Origin of the sequence: Flaviflagellibacter deserti, assembly GCF_042652085.1 — a bacterium.
GTDB classification, from domain to species: Bacteria; Pseudomonadota; Alphaproteobacteria; order Rhizobiales; family Methylopilaceae; genus Flaviflagellibacter; species Flaviflagellibacter deserti.
In genome coordinates this window covers 195,740-212,958 of sequence record NZ_JBHSJF010000005.1, presented here as the reverse complement: position 1 = coordinate 212,958, position 17,219 = coordinate 195,740, and the positions used below count along the sequence as shown (strand labels likewise).

The 17,219-nt window shown below is 64.4% G+C and carries 17 protein-coding genes; 12 read left to right on the top strand and 5 right to left on the bottom strand.

Features of this window, described 5'->3' with window-relative positions; translation table 11 throughout:
- Window positions 1–53: 53 nt before the first annotated feature.
- The 9 genes from ACFPFW_RS05795 (at window position 54) to ACFPFW_RS05755 (ending at window position 8,584) form a co-directional block, all read left to right on the top strand.
- Window positions 54–248 (top strand): Flp family type IVb pilin, encoded by a 195-nt coding sequence (locus ACFPFW_RS05795; protein ID WP_114957014.1) that lies wholly within the window; start codon window positions 54–56, stop codon window positions 246–248.
- Between the two features lie 53 nt (window positions 249–301).
- The gene (locus ACFPFW_RS05790; protein WP_379769806.1) at window positions 302–829 is read left to right on the top strand and encodes an A24 family peptidase; all 528 of its coding nucleotides are present in this window, start codon (window positions 302–304) and stop codon (window positions 827–829) included.
- 106 nt (window positions 830–935) lie between these two features.
- Entirely contained in the window at window positions 936–1,703 is a 768-nt protein-coding gene (gene cpaB, locus ACFPFW_RS05785; protein WP_114957012.1) for a Flp pilus assembly protein CpaB, read from the top strand.
- Between the two features lie 29 nt (window positions 1,704–1,732).
- Window positions 1,733–3,172, top strand: coding sequence for a type II and III secretion system protein family protein (locus tag ACFPFW_RS05780; RefSeq protein ID WP_114957080.1), 1,440 nt, complete (start codon window positions 1,733–1,735; stop codon window positions 3,170–3,172).
- A gap of 2 nt (window positions 3,173–3,174) precedes the next feature.
- Window positions 3,175–3,894, top strand: a complete 720-nt coding sequence (locus tag ACFPFW_RS05775; RefSeq protein WP_114957011.1) for a CpaD family pilus assembly protein — start codon at window positions 3,175–3,177, stop codon at window positions 3,892–3,894.
- Between the two features lie 2 nt (window positions 3,895–3,896).
- Window positions 3,897–5,141: an AAA family ATPase gene (locus ACFPFW_RS05770; RefSeq protein WP_114957010.1), complete on the top strand. Its 1,245-nt coding sequence runs from the start codon at window positions 3,897–3,899 to the stop codon at window positions 5,139–5,141.
- Window positions 5,142–5,158: 17 nt separating this feature from the next.
- Window positions 5,159–6,610: a CpaF family protein gene (locus ACFPFW_RS05765; protein ID WP_114957009.1), complete on the top strand. Its 1,452-nt coding sequence runs from the start codon at window positions 5,159–5,161 to the stop codon at window positions 6,608–6,610.
- A 2-nt stretch (window positions 6,611–6,612) separates the two neighbouring features.
- Window positions 6,613–7,596, top strand: a complete 984-nt coding sequence (locus ACFPFW_RS05760; protein ID WP_114957008.1) for a type II secretion system F family protein — start codon at window positions 6,613–6,615, stop codon at window positions 7,594–7,596.
- A 10-nt stretch (window positions 7,597–7,606) separates the two neighbouring features.
- Complete coding sequence (locus ACFPFW_RS05755) at window positions 7,607–8,584, top strand: type II secretion system F family protein (RefSeq protein ID WP_114957007.1); 978 nt, start codon at window positions 7,607–7,609, stop codon at window positions 8,582–8,584.
- 39 nt (window positions 8,585–8,623) lie between these two features.
- Here the strand turns inward: ACFPFW_RS05755 and ACFPFW_RS05750 are convergent, their stop codons facing one another.
- Window positions 8,624–9,424, bottom strand: a complete 801-nt coding sequence (locus tag ACFPFW_RS05750; protein ID WP_114957006.1) for a tetratricopeptide repeat protein — start codon at window positions 9,422–9,424, stop codon at window positions 8,624–8,626.
- Between the two features lie 128 nt (window positions 9,425–9,552).
- Here ACFPFW_RS05750 and ACFPFW_RS05745 point away from each other — a divergent pair, with 128 nt between their 5' ends.
- From ACFPFW_RS05745 to ACFPFW_RS05735, 3 genes are read left to right on the top strand one after another with little or no spacing between them, the layout of a single operon-like run.
- Complete coding sequence (locus ACFPFW_RS05745; protein WP_379769998.1) at window positions 9,553–10,926, top strand: leucyl aminopeptidase family protein; 1,374 nt, start codon at window positions 9,553–9,555, stop codon at window positions 10,924–10,926.
- Window positions 10,927–10,968: 42 nt separating this feature from the next.
- On the top strand, window positions 10,969–11,319 hold the full coding sequence (locus ACFPFW_RS05740) for a MarR family transcriptional regulator (RefSeq protein ID WP_114957004.1): 351 nt from the start codon (window positions 10,969–10,971) through the stop codon (window positions 11,317–11,319).
- Window positions 11,316–12,161: a C40 family peptidase gene (locus tag ACFPFW_RS05735; protein ID WP_114957003.1), complete on the top strand. Its 846-nt coding sequence runs from the start codon at window positions 11,316–11,318 to the stop codon at window positions 12,159–12,161. The genes ACFPFW_RS05740 and ACFPFW_RS05735 overlap by 4 nt, the downstream gene beginning before the upstream one ends.
- A gap of 52 nt (window positions 12,162–12,213) precedes the next feature.
- Here ACFPFW_RS05735 and ACFPFW_RS05730 read toward each other — a convergent pair whose 3' ends face one another.
- Genes ACFPFW_RS05730 through ACFPFW_RS05715 form a run of 4 tightly spaced genes read right to left on the bottom strand, consistent with a single transcriptional unit; the run spans window position 12,214 to window position 17,202 of the window.
- On the bottom strand, window positions 12,214–13,845 hold the full coding sequence (locus ACFPFW_RS05730; protein WP_114957002.1) for an ABC transporter ATP-binding protein: 1,632 nt from the start codon (window positions 13,843–13,845) through the stop codon (window positions 12,214–12,216).
- The gene (locus ACFPFW_RS05725) at window positions 13,842–14,846 is read right to left on the bottom strand and encodes a cation diffusion facilitator family transporter (protein ID WP_114957001.1); all 1,005 of its coding nucleotides are present in this window, start codon (window positions 14,844–14,846) and stop codon (window positions 13,842–13,844) included. Before ACFPFW_RS05725 ends, ACFPFW_RS05730 begins: the two co-directional genes overlap by 4 nt.
- Window positions 14,846–16,066, bottom strand: a complete 1,221-nt coding sequence (locus ACFPFW_RS05720; protein ID WP_114957000.1) for an ABC transporter permease — start codon at window positions 16,064–16,066, stop codon at window positions 14,846–14,848. Before ACFPFW_RS05720 ends, ACFPFW_RS05725 begins: the two co-directional genes overlap by 1 nt.
- The gene (locus ACFPFW_RS05715; protein ID WP_114956999.1) at window positions 16,066–17,202 is read right to left on the bottom strand and encodes a microcin C ABC transporter permease YejB; all 1,137 of its coding nucleotides are present in this window, start codon (window positions 17,200–17,202) and stop codon (window positions 16,066–16,068) included. The genes ACFPFW_RS05720 and ACFPFW_RS05715 overlap by 1 nt, the downstream gene beginning before the upstream one ends.
- Window positions 17,203–17,219: the final 17 nt, after the last annotated feature.

The following is a 17,219-nucleotide window of genomic DNA, read 5'->3' as shown; positions in this document are numbered from 1 at the left end:
GGGATCAACTCGGATCCGTGATTCAAGCACACGACCCACATGGAGCACGTCACATGAACCTCTTTTCGCGCTTTCTGAAGGACGAGTCCGGCGCCACCGCGATCGAGTACGCTCTGATCGCTGCCGTGCTCGCCATCGGCATCCTGCTTTCGCTCCCGACGCTTCGTCAGGCGCTGAACGATACCTTCGACGAAGTTTCGGACCAGCTCGACACCGCACGTGAAACCGGCACCGGCACCGGCGGCTAATTCGCCAAGCATGAACAAGCCGCCTTTATTATAGGCGGCTTGTTCATCAACAGTTGCAGGAACTCGCCGTGGTTGTTCTGGATTATGCATTGGTCGCCGTTTTTCCGGCGCTGATTATTGCCGCGGCGCTTTCCGACATCGCGACCATGACCATTTCGAACCGCCTGAGCCTCGCGCTTGTGGCGGTGTTTCCCATCGTCGTCATCGCGGCCGGGCTCCCGATCTCGTCAACTGGTTGGCATGCCTTGACCGCTTTCTGCGTCCTATCGATTGGTATTTCTGGTTTCGCGCTCGGCGTCATTGGCGGTGGCGATGCGAAGCTTGCAGCGGCGATGGCTCTGTGGATCGACCCATCGCTTGTCTTCATGTGGCTATTGGTCATGTCTGCATTCGGCGGTGTGCTGACAATCATGCTCCTCATCCTGCGCCGGTTTCATCTTCCTGTTGCACTCGCAGGCCAGCCATGGATCGCTCGCCTGCACGCTCGAGAAAGCGGCATCCCATATGGCGTCGCACTCGCCGCCGCGGGCCTCGTGATCTATCCCGACACGGCGATCCTGAAGGGTCTGCTTGGTCTTTAGACCATTGGGCTTCTACACATTCCATTAACCATACATTGACGAATGTCGCCTCAAATGCAGGTGCGGCCATCCGACTGTAGTGCCGCGCCTTTTGGGGTCGTTTGGTATGAATGTCGCGCGCATCGCAGTCCTGGCCGTCGCCCTCGTCGCGGGCGGCATGGCTGCTGTCCTCGTCAGTGGCAAGAAATCTGAACCGGCGCCGGTCGTCGTCGTCGAGAAAACCGAAAGTTCTGACGTCCTTGTTTTCGTGAACTCCGTCCCGATGGGCGTGGTGGTGAAGCCGGAAGATCTGGCCTGGCGCCCCTGGCCCAAGGAGAGCGCGGCCAATTTCCTTTCGAAAGCGGACAATCCCGACGCGGTCGAGAAATTCACGGGCGCGATCGCGCGCCAGCCTGTCGCGGCGAACGAGCCGGTCAACCCGCAGAAACTGGTGAAGCCCTCCGAAGGGGGGTTCATGTCGGCGATGCTGTCGTCTGGCATGCGCGCGGTCGCGACACCGGTGTCGGCCGTGGACGGAGCAGGAGGCTTCATCCTGCCGAACGACCGGGTCGATGTCGTCCTGACGACCAAGGCTTCGGGAAACAAGACCGAAAGCCAGACGATCCTGACCAATGTCCGGGTGCTGGCGATCGACCAGACGCTCTCCGAGAAGGACGGGCAGCAAACCATCGAGGGCAAGACCGCCACTCTGGAACTGCTGCCGCACCAAACCGAGATCATCTCGAACGCCCGACAGGAGGGAACGATCTCGCTGGCTCTCCGGTCGCTGGCCGACGCCAATCCCGGTGGGCTTGGTCTACCGGGGGACAATTCCTCGGGCGGCGGAAATTCGAACCGAACCAGCATCATCCGTTTCGGAATAGCGACGAACTAAGGGCCTTAGGGGCGAGGGGACAAGTGATCATGGTCCGGGCGGCAATGAGGTCTCTGGCGCTGTGCGCGGCGCTGCTGTTGCCTCTTCTGATGGCGGAAGCGTCGTTCGGCGCCGACGCGCGGTATGACATCGCTTCTTCCTTTTCCTCGTCAGGGCAGGTCGTCGAGGTCGGCGTCGGCAAATCCTATGTCGTCGATCTGCCGCGCGACGCGACCGAAGTGCTCGTCGCCGATCCGAAGGTCGCGAACGCGGTCGTCCGCTCCTCGCGCAAGGCCTATGTGATCGGCGTTGCCATCGGCGAGACAGACGTCATTTTCTTCGACGCGGACGGCAACCAGATCCGCAACCTCGCGGTGTCGGTCGGCCGCGACCTCTCGCCGATCCGCAACAACCTGCGGACGTCTATGCCTGACGCGATGGTCAATGCCGATGCGGTCGGAGATTCCGTGATGTTGACCGGCTCGGTCCGGTCTGCGGCCGAGGCTAAGACCGCCACCGACATCGCCGCCAACCTCGTCGGAAGTCCTGACAAGGTGGTGAATGCGCTCGCGATCGAGGGTCGTGACCAGGTTCTGCTCAAGGTCACGGTCGCCGAAGTCAATCGAACCGCGATGAAGCAGTTGGGCGTGAAGTGGGACGTGTCGAAGATCGGCGGTACGAGCATCGGATTCGGCTCTAACCCCGGTTATCCGATCACGGGGGCTTCTCCAGGATCGGTCTTCAATGAGGTCGTTGGAACCTCTGGCGTCGAGCAAAACGTCGACGGCAACGGTCTCGGCATATTCCACCAGTGGTCTGGCGGGCAGGTTCTCGCGAACGTCGAGGCGCTCGAGCGTAACAGCCTGTTGCGGACTCTTGCCGAGCCCACGCTCACGGCGATCTCCGGCGAGAAGGCCGACTTCCTGGCCGGCGGCGAGTTCCCCGTTCCGGTTCCGACCGACGACGGCATCGGCATCGAATACAAGAAGTACGGCGTCAGCCTCACCTTCACGCCGGTCGTGCTGTCCGGCGGCCGGATCAGCCTGCAGGTCGGCACCGAGGTCAGCGAGCCGAATTCGGAAGGCGTGACCATTCTCGGCACCTCCGTCAGGGGGCTGAACGTTCGTCGCGCGAGCACCAGCATCGAGTTGCCGTCCGGCGGCTCGCTCGCGCTCGCGGGTCTGCTTCAGGAGAATACGCGCCAGGCGTTCGAAGGTCTGCCTGGAATCCTGAACGTTCCCGTGCTCGGCGCGCTGTTCAGGAGCCGCGACTACACACGTGGTCAGACCGAACTCGTCATCATCGTCACGCCATACATCGCCAAGTCTGCTGGTCGCGACAAGCTCGCCCGTCCCGACGACAACCTGCAGACCCCGACCGACATGCAAGCCATCCTGCTGGGACGGCTGAACAAGATCTATTCGCCCGCCGGCATCATCAAAGTCGGTCCCGGCGAATATCGCGGCCCCATTGGCCACATCGTGGAGTGATCATGCGCCCCGTGTTCTCGCTTTCTGTCCGGGGATTGGCCGCACTGGCGGTGGCGGGTGCGCTTGCCGGATGCGTCCGTCAGCCGGATCCGACGATCACCGGCTCGATCTCCGACGACCATGCCGTCCGTCATCCGATCGTGGTCACGCAGGGAATGGCAACCCTGGATTTCCTGCCCGGCGGGGGGGCCGGCGGCCTGACCGACAGGCAGGTTGCCGACATCTCGGAGTTCGCCGGACAATGGCGAGCCAAGGGACGCGGCCAAATCGCGATCGAAATCCCCAAAGGCGGCAGTACCGACGTGCAGTCGGCACATGCAGTTCGGGAGATCAAAGTCGCCATCCAAAACGCTGGCGTCTCGCCGCGAGCTATCATCCAGACAACATACGCGGCCAACGGGCCGACCCATCTCGCACCGGTCCGTTTGTCTTACCCGACGCTGAAAGCCGGTGTGCCGCATGATTGCGGCCAGTGGCCGGACGACCTCGGATATGGCGGTCCCGGCACGCCGTCGGAAAATCGCCAATATTGGAACTTCGGCTGCGCCCAGCAGCAGAACATTGCCGCCATGGTCGAAGATCCTGAAGATTTCATACGGCCCCGGGCCGAGACGCCGTCGAGCGCCACGCGCCGCACGACGGTCATCGGCAAATATCAAAAGGGCGAACCGACCGCTACGACCTATCCCAAAGACAACGTGTCGACCCAGGACGACAACTGAGGATGACCGACGCCCCCGACGTCTCGCCCGACACCGCCCAGATCGCTCCGCTGCCTCGGGTGTCGATCCAGGCGTTCTGCGAAACAGGCGACCTCGCCGAAAGCATCCGCATGACGGCAGCCGATCGGCGGATGGAGCGGGCGCATGTGCGCGTGCAGATGGGCGGAGGCCCGGCGGCGGTGGAGGCATACCGCAACGCGCCGACGCCGAACGTCATCATCATCGAGAATGACGGCGCCCGCGAGCCTCTGATCGCATGCCTCGACAAGCTGTCGGAGGTCTGCGATCCGGGAACCAAGGTCGTGGTCATCGGGCGCGTGAACGACGTTCATCTCTACCGCGAACTGATGCGGCGCGGCGTCAGCGAATATCTGGTCGCGCCGATCCATACCCTCGATCTCGTCCGCACGCTGTCGGACCTGTTCCGCGCTCCCGACGCCGAGCCGGTGGGCAGGACGGTCGCCTTCATCGGGGCCAAGGGCGGCGTCGGATCCTCGACCATCTGCCATAACGTCGCGTGGACGATCGGCCGGTCACTCGACATGTCGACGGTCGTCGCCGATTTCGACCTAGCCTTCGGCACGGCGGGCCTCGACTTCAACCAGGACCCACCGCAGGGCATTTCGGAGGCGGTGTTCTCGCCCGATCGCCTGGACGGCAATCTGGTCGACCGCCTGCTGTCCAAATGCACCGAGAACCTGAGCCTGCTCGCGGCACCGGCGACGCTCGACCGCGTGTACGACCTCGGCAGCGACGCGTTCGACACCCTGGTCGACATCCTGCGCAGCAATGTTCCCTGTGTGGTCATGGACGTGCCGCATGTCTGGACGTCCTGGTCGAAACGCGCGCTGACCAATGCCGACGAGATCGTCATCGTCGCGGCGCCGGACCTCGCCAATCTGCGCAACGCCAAGAACATGATCGACCTGCTGCGCACCCAACGCCCGCACGATGCGCCGCCGCGTCTCGTGCTGAACCAGGTCGGCATGCCGAAGCGGCCCGAGATCAAGCCGGCCGAGTTCATCAAGGCGCTCGATGTCGAGGCATCGGCGACGATCGCCTTCGAGCCGCACAGCTTCGGCACGGCGTCGAACAACGGCCAGATGATCGCCGAGGTGTCGGCGAGCCATAAGGCCAATGAGAGCTTCCTTGAGATCGCCCGGACGGTAACCGGACGTTTGGAATCGCGCGCACAGAAAAAGACCCTTCTGGACCCGCTGGTCTCGCGGTTTCTCAAGCGCGCCTGAGGAGATAGAGCGAAGCCATGTTCGGCAAGCGCGGCAGTACCGAGGTGGACTTCGGCAAACCTTCGTTTGCCGCGACGCCTTCGGCTGCTCCGGCACCAACGCCCGCATTCAATAGCCCGACGGCGTCGGCGCCTCCGGCGCCTACACGCCCGGCGCCCGCTCCCGAGCCGCGCAGGCCCGACGCCTATTACGACACCAAGAGCGCGATCTTCTCGGCGCTGATCGAGGCGATCGACCTCGCCCAGCTTGCCCGCCTCGACGCCGAAAGCGCGCGCGAGGAAATCCGCGACATCGTCAACGAGATCATCGGTCTCAAGAACTTCGTGATGTCGATCGCCGAGCAGGAAGAACTGCTCGACGACATCTGCAACGACGTTCTCGGATATGGCCCGCTCGAGCCCTTGCTGTCGCGCGACGACATCGCCGACATCATGGTCAACGGCTACGACAAGACCTACATCGAAGTCGGCGGCAAGATTCAGCTGACCAATGTCCGGTTCCGCGACAATTCCCAGCTTCTGAACATTTGCCAGCGCATCGTCAGCCAGGTCGGCCGCCGCGTCGACGAAAGCTCGCCGATCTGCGACGCGCGTTTGCCCGACGGTTCGCGCGTGAACGTCATCGTCCAGCCGCTGGCGATCGACGGACCGACGCTCACCATTCGTAAGTTCAAGAAGGACAAGCTCACCCTCGACCAGATGGTGCGCTTCGGTACGATCACGCCCGAGGGCGCGGAAATCCTTCGCATCGTCGGCCGCTCGCGATGCAACGTCGTCGTCTCGGGCGGTACGGGTTCCGGCAAGACGACATTGCTGAACTGCCTGACGCGCGCGATCGACGAGGACGAGCGCATCATCACCTGCGAGGACGCGGCGGAACTGCAGCTCCAGCAGCCGCATGTCGTGCGCCTCGAAACCCGCCCGCCGAACCTCGAGGGTGAGGGCCAGATCACGATGCGCGATCTCGTCCGCAACTGCCTGCGTATGCGGCCCGAACGCATCATCGTCGGGGAGGTGCGTGGACCTGAGGCGTTCGACCTGTTGCAGGCAATGAACACCGGCCATGATGGCTCGATGGGCACGCTGCACGCCAACTCCCCGCGTGAGGCCATGTCGCGCATGGAGAGCATGATCTCGATGGGCGGCTTCAGCCTGCCCGCGCGCACGATCCGCGAGATGATCGCGACCTCGGTCGACGTGATCGTACAGACCCAGCGCCTGCGCGACGGCTCACGCCGCATCACCCACATCACCGAGGTGATCGGCATGGAAGGCGACGTCGTCACCACGCAGGACATCTTCGTCTACGAGATGGTCGGGGAGGATGCGCATGGCCGCATCATCGGCCGTCATCGTGCTACGGGCATCGCGCGTCCGGTGTTCTGGGAACGCGCGCGCTACTATGGCGAGGACAAGAATCTCGCGGCCGCGATCGACGCCGCCGAGATGGCCGAGCCGTTGCGGGCCTGACCATGGATAGCCAGCAACTCATCATCTTCCTCCTCGTCGCGCTTGCGGTCGGAGGCGGATTCTACGCAGTCGCCTATCCGCTGGTCGCCGGTGGCGGGCGCGCCGAGAAGCGCCAGAAGTCGATGTTCGAGGGTGCCGGAAAGTTCCGCGAACAGGCGTCCGGGCGAACCGAAGTCGCGCTCCGCCGCGCGGCCGTCGCGGACAGCCTGAAGGAACTCGAGAAGCGGCAACTGAACATCAAGAACCCGCCGCTCACAGTGCGGTTGGAACAGGCCGGCCTCGATTGGCCGGTCAAGCGCTTCTATGTGCTCAGCCTGGTTCTGGGCGTCATTCTCGGGTTTGGCCTCTTCATCGCGACGGGCATGCCGCTGCTTGGACTGGCCGGATTGTTCATAGGCGGTCTGGGACTGCCGCGCTGGATTCTCGGTTATCTCCGCAAGAAGCGGCAGCAGGCGTTCATCAAGGAATTTCCGAACGCCATCGACATCATCGTTCGTGGCGTCAAATCGGGCCTGCCGCTCGGCGACTGCATGCGCATCGTCGCGAGTGAATCGCAGGAGCCCGTCCGCTCCGAGTTCCGCGCGATAGTCGATACGCAGAATGTCGGCATGATCCTGAGCGACTCAATCGAGCGCCTCTACACCCGCGTCGGGCTTCCCGAGGCGAACTTCTTCGCCATCGTCATCGCGATCCAGTCGAAATCGGGCGGCAACCTGTCGGAAGCGCTGGGCAACCTCTCCCGGGTCCTGCGCGACCGCCAGAAGATGAAAGGCAAGATCCAGGCGATGAGCATGGAGGCGAAGACATCGGCGTGGATCATCGGTTCGCTGCCGATCTTCGTCGGCGGCATCGTGTCGATCATCTCACCGGACTATGTCTCCGCGCTCTGGACCAAGCCCGTGGGACAGATGCTGCTCGCGTTCTCTGCGTTCTGGATGCTCATCGGCATTCTCAGCATGCGCAAGATGATCAATTTCGACTTCTGAGGAGGCAGGGATGGTTCAGTACTGGGCCGAGCGCCTCGCGGATCGCGATTTCCTGATCGCCGTATTTGCCGCCGTTGCGGCGATCATGACCGTGCTGACCCTCGCAATGCCGCTCCTGTCCTCGAACAATCTGGACAAGCGGATGAAGTCCGTGGCGCTCGAGCGCGAGAAGATGCGGGCACGCGAGCGAGAGCGGATGGCGCGCGGCCAGGCGGTCAATCTGAGACGCGAGCCGAAGGCGTTGATCAAGCGGGTCGTCGAGGATTTCGATCTCGCCAAGCATCTCGGCACGGATGACGCGAAGGAAAAGCTCGTCATGGCGGGCTATCGCGGTCCGGGCCCGATGGCGACATTCCTCTTCTTCCGTGCGGCCGCCCCGATAACGCTCGCCGTGCTCACGGGGCTTTATCTCTTCGTGATCGGCAGCTTCGATCTTTCGTGGCAGATCAAACTGCTGATCGTGATCGTCGCCGCGTTCCTCGGCATCAAGCTGCCGCAGGTCTTTATCTCCAACCAGATCGCGAAGCGGCAGTTATCGGTTCGCCGGGCGTTCCCCGACGCGATGGATCTTCTTCTGATCTGCATTGAATCCGGTATGTCGGTCGAGGCCGCTTTCAGGAAAGTGTCGACCGAGATCGGCGAGCAGTCGATCGCGCTCGCGGAGGAACTGGTGCTCACGAGCGCCGAGATGTCCTACCTGCAGGATCGGCGGCTCGCATATGAGAACCTTGGCCTTCGCACGGGCGTCGAGGCGGTCAAGAATGTCTGCGGCGCGCTGATCCAGGCGGAAAAATACGGCACGCCGCTGGCGCAGGCGCTTCGCGTGATGGCGCAGGAAAGCCGCGACCAGCGTATGAACGAGGCGGAGAAGAAGGCCGCGGCGCTGCCGCCGAAGCTGACCGTGCCGATGATCATCTTTTTCCTGCCGGTCCTGTTCGTCGTCATCCTCGGACCGGCGATGATCAGCGTCTTCGAGATCTGGAAATAGCAGGCGAAACCGGTCTCTTGTTACGGAGGCCGCGCTCGTTCAATTGCTACGAAGTTCGCCGAGATCGGCTGTGTTCAGCTCGGCGGGTGCCGCAGCCGCTTTGGTTGGTGCGGCGGCGGCCTTCGAACGCTGGGCCGTTGCCGCCTGCTTCCAGTAACGGAGGTTCTCGGCGACTTCCTTCGGCGGCAGATCCTGCTTCGCCAATGTTTCGGCTTCGCCGAGCTTTCCCTGCAGCGCGAGGACGAGAGCCAGATTCTGGCGCATCTTCGCTGTCGCGCGGGGACTTGCGACGGCGCGGCGGAGCGTCTGCTCCGCGTCGGCAGGGCGCTTCGACAGTGCCTGCGAAAGGCCGAGATTGGACAGGATCGTCGGTTCTTCCGGCGCGAGCTGAAGGGCTTGGGCATAGACCTTCTGCGCCTGGTCCATGCGGCCGAGCTGATCGAGGATCGCGCCCTCGCTGTTCAGGATGCGCCAGTCCGGCCGCTTCGGGTCGTCCGCCTTGGCAAGCGCGGCGAGCGCCTCGTCATTGCGGCCGGCATCGGCCAGAGCCCGGCCATAGGCTGCCTGAAGGGCGGATGAACCGGAATTGCGGGCGAGGGCCTTGGACAGGACCGCGATTGCCTGGTCTTTCTGTCCGGCGGCGCGCAGTGATCTGGATTGCGCGATCGCGGCCTGGACCGACGGGTCTTCCTTCTTGCTGGCGAAGGGGCTCGTGAAGCCTCGGCCGCCGGTCGAGCCGGTCGTTGCCGGTCCGGTGGCGCAACCCGCGAGCAGGGCCGACGCTGCGACGGCGACCAGAAGGGAAAGGCGAGGCGAACGGCTAACGCGGCAACGGTACATGGGCCGACCTGTTCGTGTGCCGGCAAGCCCGGCAACCTGCTACCCTTTTTGGACCGTTAACCCTAATGCTTGGTAAATCGGGCGAAGGCGGCGACCATCACCTGACGACTCAGTTCGAGGTTTTTCGCGTGCATCCTTCCCTGTTGGCGTACGACACCCGGCCCGCAATACCCATCTGGCCAATTCCCCGCGGAACAAGTCACGAAAACCTGCCCGAGCCCGCGCGAGCGTGGGCGATGGCGACCGCGTATGAGGCGCGTGTCGGGCATGTGAATGTCGTTCCGAATGGCGAAGGCGGTCTGGCCGGCGTGCTGTTCGGCGTTGAGGCGGGCGATGCGAAGACCCGCGATCCTTTCATTGCAGCCCACCTTGCCCGCGACCTGCCTGCCGGCATTTATCGCTTTGACGGACCGCTCGCCGATCGGCGTCTGACCGCGCTGGGCTTCCTGCTCGGGCACTACAAATTCGACCGCTACAAGAGCGCCGAGACGAAAGCAGCGAAGCTGGTTCTACCGGAGAGCGTCGACGGCGCGGAGGTGACCCGGCTTGCCGAGGGCGTGAAGCTCGCCCGTGATCTCGTCAACACGCCCTCGAACGATATGGGGCCGGACGAGCTCGAAGCCGTCGCCCGCGAACTCGCCGACAGGCACGGTGCCCTGTTCGCGACAGCGGTGAAGGGCGAGGAGCTCGCCAGGGAGTTTCCGCTGATCCACGCAGTCGGCTGTTCGAGCCCGCGCGCGCCGCGGCTGATCGATTTCTGCTGGGGGGACGACGCGCATCCGAAGGTCACGCTTGTCGGCAAGGGCGTCTGCTTCGACACGGGCGGTCTCGACATCAAGCCGTCGGCCGGCATGCTGATCATGAAGAAGGACATGGGCGGCGCGGCAAACGTGCTGGCACTCGCCCACATGATCATGGACGCGAAGCTCAAGGTCAGGCTGCGCGTGCTGATCCCGGCCGTCGAGAACGCGGTGTCGGGCAGGAGCTTCAGGCCGGGCGACATCTATCGCAGCCGCAAGGGACTGACCGTCGAGATCGGCAATACCGATGCCGAGGGGCGGCTTGTGCTGGCGGACGCGCTGGCTCTGGCCGACGCCGAGGAGCCCGATCTTCTCGTTGACCTCGCGACCCTGACCGGCGCGGCGCGCGTCGCGCTCGGCCCGGAACTGCCTCCGATCTACACCGATGACGATGCCTTGGCCGAGGACCTCGTGAAGACCGGCCGCGCCGAGAACGACCCGCTCTGGCGGCTGCCCTTCTGGTCGAACTACGACCGCATGCTCGACAGCCGCATCGCCGATCTCAACAACGCGCCGGCTGGCGGGCATGCCGGCTCCATCACGGCGGCGCTTTTCCTGCGCCGGTTCGTCGAGAAGGCCAAATCCTACGTCCATATCGACATCTTCGCCTGGACGCCCTCGGCACGGCCGGGGCGGTCGGAAGGCGGCGAGGCGCAGTCGATCCGGGCGCTCTATGCGCTGCTGAAGAACCGCTACGGCTGAGGACTTGCCCGCGTCGGTCGGGCGTGAAAGACATCGCGCAAGATGCCCTTCACGTTCCGACCGTCCCAGGCGCTCAGGCTTCTGAGCGATTTCAGCCTTGCGCAGGTGCGCGACAGCGACGCCGACCTCTCGGCCCGGCAGACCGCCATCCTGCTGACGATCTATCTCGAACCGCCGCCGCATACTGTGCGGGGACTGGCCGCCAAGCTCGGCGTGGCCAAGCCGGTCATCACACGGGCGCTCGACGCCATGGGCAAGCTCGATCTCGTGACGCGCCGCCGCGACGAGGCCGATCGAAGGAGCGTGGTCATTCAGCGCACCGTCAAAGGGGCGCTGTTTGTTGAGAAACTCGGCGATATGCTGATCGAGACAGCGAAGGACCTGCCGGCATGACAGACCTCGACCCACGCTTGACACCCGCCAGGGGTGATCTGGCCGCCGAATATCTGCGCGGCACGATCGAGGCGGAGAATTACGTGCCGGCGCTGTCGATGCGAATCGCCGTCGGCTCGGCTCCGCTGCGTGCCGAAGCGCGTCCGGACGCGGCGCAGCTGACGGAGGCAATCTTCGGCGAACCGGTCGCCGTCTATGACCTCGACGAGGGCTGGGCCTGGGTGCAGCTCGAATCCGACCGTTATGTCGGCTGGCTGCCGGAATGGGCGCTCGGCCCGGTCGCGGGCGAGCCGACGCATCGCGTCTCGGCGCTTCGGACCTTCATCTTCCCCGGCGCCAGCATCAAGCAGCCGCCCGAGGAAGCGCTGACGCTCGGCAGCCACGTTATCGTCGAGCGGGAAGAAGGCATGTTCGCCGTGCTCGCGACCGGCGGCTATGTGCCGAGGCAGCACCTCGCGCCGCTCGCCGCGGACGAGGACGATTATGTCTCCGTCGCCGAGCGCTTCGTCGGCGCGCCCTATCTCTGGGGCGGCAAGACGAGCCTTGGGCTCGATTGTTCGGGCCTCGTCCAGGTCGCGTTCGACGCCGCCGGATTGGATGCGCCGCGCGACAGCGACATGCAGGAGGCGGGGATAGGGAACCCGGTGGCGTTCGACGGTGCAGGCGATCTGCAGCGCGGCGACCTGATCTTCTGGAAGGGGCACGTTGCCATCGCGCGCGGCGATGGCACGATCATTCATGCCAACGCGCATCACATGGCGGTGGCGATCGAGGACGCGGCGGGGGCCATCGCACGCATTGCTGAGGCCGGAAGCTCCATCACCAGCGTCCGTCGCCTCTAGGGCTCGGAAGCTCGCCGGCTAATGCCATCGACGCAACTGACCATGCTCGGGATTATTGTCGGGCAGAGCCCGTGACGTCGAGATTGAGGGCGGCGGCGATCAGCGCCTTGGTGTAGGTAGTCTCCGGCGCCTCGAAGATCTGTCTGGCCGGTCCGCGTTCGACGACGCGGCCATCCTTCATGACGATCATCTCGCTCGCGAGCGCCCGGACGACCTTCAGATCGTGCGAGATGAAGAGATAGGCGAGGCCGTGCTTCGCCTGGAGATCGCGGAGCAGGTCGACGATCTGCGCCTGGACAGACATGTCGAGCGCGGAGGTCGGTTCGTCGAGGACGACGAATTTCGGCTGCAACGCCATCGCGCGGGCGATCGCAATGCGCTGGCGCTGGCCGCCGGAGAATTCGTGCGGATAGCGGTCCATCGCCGCCGGATCGATGCCTACCTCGTCCAATGCCTGCGCGACCACGGCGCGGCGTTCGTCGGCGGATTTGAGCTTGCCTTGAACAAGCAGACCTTCCTCGACGATCTGCGCCACCGACATGCGGGGCGACAGCGAGCCGTAGGGGTCCTGGAAGACGACCTGCATCTCCTTGCGGAGCGGCCGCATCTCTTTGGCGGTGGCGCCATCGATGTTCTTGCCGAGATAGACGATCGGGCCTTCGGAGCGGATGAGACGGAGGATCGCGAGGCCGAGCGTGGTCTTGCCGGAACCGCTCTCGCCGACCACGCCCAGCGTCTCGCCGGCTCGAACCGAGATGTCGACACCGTCGACCGCCTTGATGTGGCCGACCGTCGAGCGGAAAAAGCCGCGCTTGATCGGAAACCAGACCTTGATGTCCTCCGCCGAGAGGACGACCGGCTTCGACGGATCGGCGGGCGGCGGATTGCCCCTCGGCTCGGCGGCGAGAAGGTGCTTCGTATAGGCGTGAGCCGGGTCGGAGAAGACGCGCGCGACCGGCCCGCTCTCGACGATCTTGCCCCTGGTCATGACGCAGACGCGGTCGGCCAGCTTCCGGACGATGCCGAGATCGTGTGTGATGAAGAGGAGGGCCATTCCTAGCTCGTCCTGCAGCTTCTTGAGCAGAGCGAGGATCTGCGCCTGCACGGTGACGTCGAGCGCGGTGGTCGGCTCGTCGGCGATCAGGAGGTCCGGCTCGTTGGCGAGCGCCATGGCGATCATCACGCGCTGGCGCTGCCCACCGGAGAGTTGGTGCGGATAGGCATCGAGCCGTTCCTCCGGCTTCGGAATGCCGACCTGATTGAGGAGTTCGAGGACGCGGGCGCGGATCTTCGTCTTCGACCAGCCGCGATGGACGTCGAGGATTTCGCCGACCTGCTGCTCGATCGTGTGCAGCGGGTTGAGAGAGGTCATCGGCTCCTGGAAGACCATCGAGATGTCGGCGCCGCGTACCTTCCTGAGATCGCGTTCGTCGAGGTCCAGGAGGTTCTGGCCGCGAAACAGGATCTGGCCGGAGGGATGGCTGGCGGCCGGATAGGGCAGGAGCTTCACCACCGAGAGCGCGGTCACCGACTTGCCGGAACCGCTCTCGCCGACGAGGGCGAGCGTCTCGCCCTTCTTGATGTCGAACGAGACTTTATCGACCGCGAGCGTCTCCCTGCCGTCCTGCACGAAGGCGACGGAGAGATCGCGGACCGACAGAAGCGGTTCGGCGTCGGCCTTCATGCGGGCTGTACCCTGGCATGGCTGCGGGCGTGGCCATGCGAATGCCCGTGATCGTGCGCGTGGCCGGCGTGGTCATGATCATGATCATGCGCGTGATCGTGGTCGTGCCCGCAATCCTTGGCGTGGTCTGAGCACTGGCCGTATTCGATCTCGACGGTCGCGTGGCCGATGCCGAATTTCTCGACGAGGACGGCCTTGATTTGTCGGATGACGGGCGGCGCGTCGGTCCCTTCGGGAACGCAGGCATGCAGCGTGACCGCCTGCATCTTTTCGGTGATCGACCAGACATGGACGTGATGAACATCCTCGACGATCGCGACGCCGGCCCTCACGGCGGGGGCGATGGCCGAGGAATCCATGTCGGCCGGTGCGGCTTCGAGAAGAACGCGCCCGGAGTCGCGGACGAGCCGCCATGCCCCGCCGAGGATGATGACGGAGACGAAGACGGAGAGGATCGGGTCGATCGGCGTCCAGCCGGTGTAGATGATGATCAAGGCCGCCGCGATGGCGCCGACCGAGCCGAGAAGGTCGCCCAGGATGTGAAGCAGCGCGCCGCGGATGTTCACGCTTTCCTTGTCGGCGCCGTGCAGGACGAAGAAGGCGATGATATTGACGGCGAGGCCGCCGGTCGCGACCAGCAGCATCAGCGGGCCGGCGACTGTTTCTGGCTCCATCAGGCGCCAGCCTGCTTCCCAGATGATCCAGCCCGCGACGAAGAACAGGATCACGCCATTGGCGAAGGCGACGAGGATCTGGAACCGGTCATAGCCGTAGGTCCAGGTCGAATTCGCCGGACGGCGGGCGATGCGCATGGCGACGAAGGCCAGAGCCAGAGAGGCGAAGTCGATGCCCATATGGCCGGCATCGGCCAACAGCGCGAGCGAGCCTGAAATATAGCCGCCGGCGAACTCAGCGATCATGAAACCGCCGGTCAGGAGGGTCGCGATCCCGAGACGGGTTTCGCTGGCGCCATGCGAATGATCGTGGTGGTCGTGCGCCATTACGAGAATGTCTTTCTTGGATCGAAAGCGTCGCGCACCGCCTCGCCCGCGAAGACGAGGAGCGACAGGGTCACCGCGATCGACATGAAGCCGGTGATGCCGAGCCAGGGCGCCTGCAGGTTCGCCTTGCCCTGGGCGAGGAGTTCGCCGAGCGAGGGCGAGCCGGGCGGCAGGCCGAAGCCGAGGAAGTCGAGCGAGGTGAGGGTGGTGATCGAGCCGTTCAGCACGAAGGGCATGAAGGTCAGCGTCGCCACCGTTGCGTTCGGCAGGAGGTGCCGACGCATGATCGTCCAGTTCGAGACGCCGAGCGCGCGGGCGGCGCGGACATATTCGAAGTTGCGGGCGCGCAGGAATTCGGCGCGGACGACGCCGACGAGCGAGACCCAGGAGAAGAGCAGGAGGATGCCGAGCAGCACCCAGAAACTCGGCGTGATGACGGCCGCCAGGATGATCAGCAGGTAGAGCGTCGGGATCGAGGTCCATATCTCGATGAAGCGCTGAAAGATGAGGTCGGTCCAGCCGCCGAAATAGCCCTGAACTGCACCGGCGGCGACGCCGATCAGCGAGGACAGGATGGTGAGGACGAGGCCGAACAGGACGGAGAGGCGGAAGCCGTAGATCAGGCGGGCGACGACATCGCGCCCCTGGTCGTCGGTGCCGAGCCAGTTGGTTTCTATCCCCGCGCAGTCGCGACCCTTGCCCGCCTTCTCGCACTGGTCCGGTGTCAGCATCCAGGTCGGCGGAGCGGGGGCGGGGACCGGCAGGTTGAGATTGATCGTGTCGTAGGAATAGCGGATGAGCGGCCAGACCATGTAGCCGCCCTTGTCCGCGATCAGGTTCTGCAGGAACGGGTCGCGGTAGTCGGCCTCGGTCTCGAAATCGCCGCCGAAGGCCGTCTCCGGATAGGATTTCAGCACCGGCACGTAATAGCCGCCGTCATAGGAGACGAGGAACGGCTTGTCGTTGGCGATGAACTCGGCGAACAGCGACAACACGAACAACGCGACGAAGATCTGAAGTGACCAGTAGCCCCGGCCGTTGGCGCGGAAGTTCCGCCAGCGGCGCTGGTTGAGTGGTGAGCGGAGGAAGAAGCCGCGCCTGATCGGTCGGGTCGATGGCGCGGTCTCCCCGGTCGACGGCGGCGGCGCGATTGGCGTTCCGGCCGGCGTCGGCACCGTTTCCGGCTTTTCGGGGATCGAGGGGCGGACGGGCGCGGCCATCAGACCTCCCGGCTTTCGAAATCGATGCGCGGATCGATCCAGGTGTAGGTCAGGTCGGAGATCAGCCCGACAAGGAGGCCCATCAGGCCGAAGATGTAGGCGGTGGCGAAGACCACCGGATAGTCACGGTTCACCACGCTCTCGAAGCCGAGCAGGCCGATGCCGTCGAGCGAGAAGATGGTCTCGATCAAAAGCGAGCCGGTGAAGAAGGCGCCGATGAAGGTGCCGGGGAAGCCCGCGATCAGGATCAGCATCGCGTTGCGGAAGACGTGGCGATAAAGGACCTGATTCTCGGTGAGGCCCTTCATCCGCGCGGTCTGGACGTATTGCTTGCGGATCTCGTCTAGGAACGAGTTTTTGGTCAGCAGCGTCGTCGTGGCGAAGGCGCCGATAGTCATGGCGGCGAGCGGCAGCGCCATGTGCCATGCGTAGTCGAGCATGGCGCGCGGGCTGAGAAGCCATTCGAGCAAGGTCATCCGGCTATATTCGTCGGACCACAGGCCGCGCAGCGGGAACACCGAGAAGAACGAGCCGCCGGCGAACAGGACGATCAGCAGGATCGCGAACAGGAAGCCCGGAATGGCATAGCCGACGACGATGACACCGGAGGTCCAGACATCGAAGCGGGAGCCGTCGCGCACCGCCTTGGAAATGCCGAGCGGGATCGAGATGCCGTAGCTGATGAGCGTCATCCAGAGCCCAAGCGAGATCGAGACGGGCATCTTCTCGATGATCAGGCTCACCACCGAGACATCGCGGAAATAGCTCTCGCCGAAATCGAAGCGGAGATAATTCCACATCATCAGGAGGAAGCGCTCCGGGGCGGGCTTGTCGAAGCCGAACTGCTTTTCGAGACTCTTCACAAACTCGGGGTCGAGGCCCTGAGCGCCGCGATATTTCGAGCTGATCGGATCGGAACTGAGCCCGGCGGCTCCGGGTTGCGCACCGACGCCGAGGTCGCCTCCGGCGGAGCCCGAGAAACGGGAGGTCGCCGAATTGTCCGATCCCTGGAGCTGCGCCAGCACGCGCTCAACCGGGCCGCCCGGCGCGAATTGCACGATGACGAACGAAATCAGCATGATCCCGATCAAGGTCGGGATCATCAGCAGCAGGCGGCGGGCGATATAGGCCGACATGATCCTCTAACGCCCGC

What these genes read in the sequence shown, in the direction of transcription:
- ACFPFW_RS05795 (WP_114957014.1), top strand. Translation starts at nt 54, where the DNA reads ATGAACCTCTTTTCGCGCTTTCTGAAGGACGAGTCCGGCGCCACCGCG.
- ACFPFW_RS05735 (WP_114957003.1), top strand. Translation starts at nt 11,316, where the DNA reads ATGACAGACCTCGACCCACGCTTGACACCCGCCAGGGGTGATCTGGCC.
- ACFPFW_RS05730 (WP_114957002.1), bottom strand. Translation starts at nt 13,845, where the DNA reads ATGAAGGCCGACGCCGAACCGCTTCTGTCGGTCCGCGATCTCTCCGTC.
- ACFPFW_RS05775 (WP_114957011.1), top strand. Translation starts at nt 3,175, where the DNA reads ATGCGCCCCGTGTTCTCGCTTTCTGTCCGGGGATTGGCCGCACTGGCG.
- ACFPFW_RS05715 (WP_114956999.1), bottom strand. Translation starts at nt 17,202, where the DNA reads ATGTCGGCCTATATCGCCCGCCGCCTGCTGCTGATGATCCCGACCTTG.
- ACFPFW_RS05770 (WP_114957010.1), top strand. Translation starts at nt 3,897, where the DNA reads ATGACCGACGCCCCCGACGTCTCGCCCGACACCGCCCAGATCGCTCCG.
- cpaB (WP_114957012.1), top strand. Translation starts at nt 936, where the DNA reads ATGAATGTCGCGCGCATCGCAGTCCTGGCCGTCGCCCTCGTCGCGGGC.
- ACFPFW_RS05780 (WP_114957080.1), top strand. Translation starts at nt 1,733, where the DNA reads ATGGTCCGGGCGGCAATGAGGTCTCTGGCGCTGTGCGCGGCGCTGCTG.
- ACFPFW_RS05755 (WP_114957007.1), top strand. Translation starts at nt 7,607, where the DNA reads ATGGTTCAGTACTGGGCCGAGCGCCTCGCGGATCGCGATTTCCTGATC.
- ACFPFW_RS05740 (WP_114957004.1), top strand. Translation starts at nt 10,969, where the DNA reads ATGCCCTTCACGTTCCGACCGTCCCAGGCGCTCAGGCTTCTGAGCGAT.
- ACFPFW_RS05760 (WP_114957008.1), top strand. Translation starts at nt 6,613, where the DNA reads ATGGATAGCCAGCAACTCATCATCTTCCTCCTCGTCGCGCTTGCGGTC.
- ACFPFW_RS05725 (WP_114957001.1), bottom strand. Translation starts at nt 14,846, where the DNA reads ATGGCGCACGACCACCACGATCATTCGCATGGCGCCAGCGAAACCCGT.
- ACFPFW_RS05750 (WP_114957006.1), bottom strand. Translation starts at nt 9,424, where the DNA reads ATGTACCGTTGCCGCGTTAGCCGTTCGCCTCGCCTTTCCCTTCTGGTC.
- ACFPFW_RS05720 (WP_114957000.1), bottom strand. Translation starts at nt 16,066, where the DNA reads ATGGCCGCGCCCGTCCGCCCCTCGATCCCCGAAAAGCCGGAAACGGTG.
- ACFPFW_RS05765 (WP_114957009.1), top strand. Translation starts at nt 5,159, where the DNA reads ATGTTCGGCAAGCGCGGCAGTACCGAGGTGGACTTCGGCAAACCTTCG.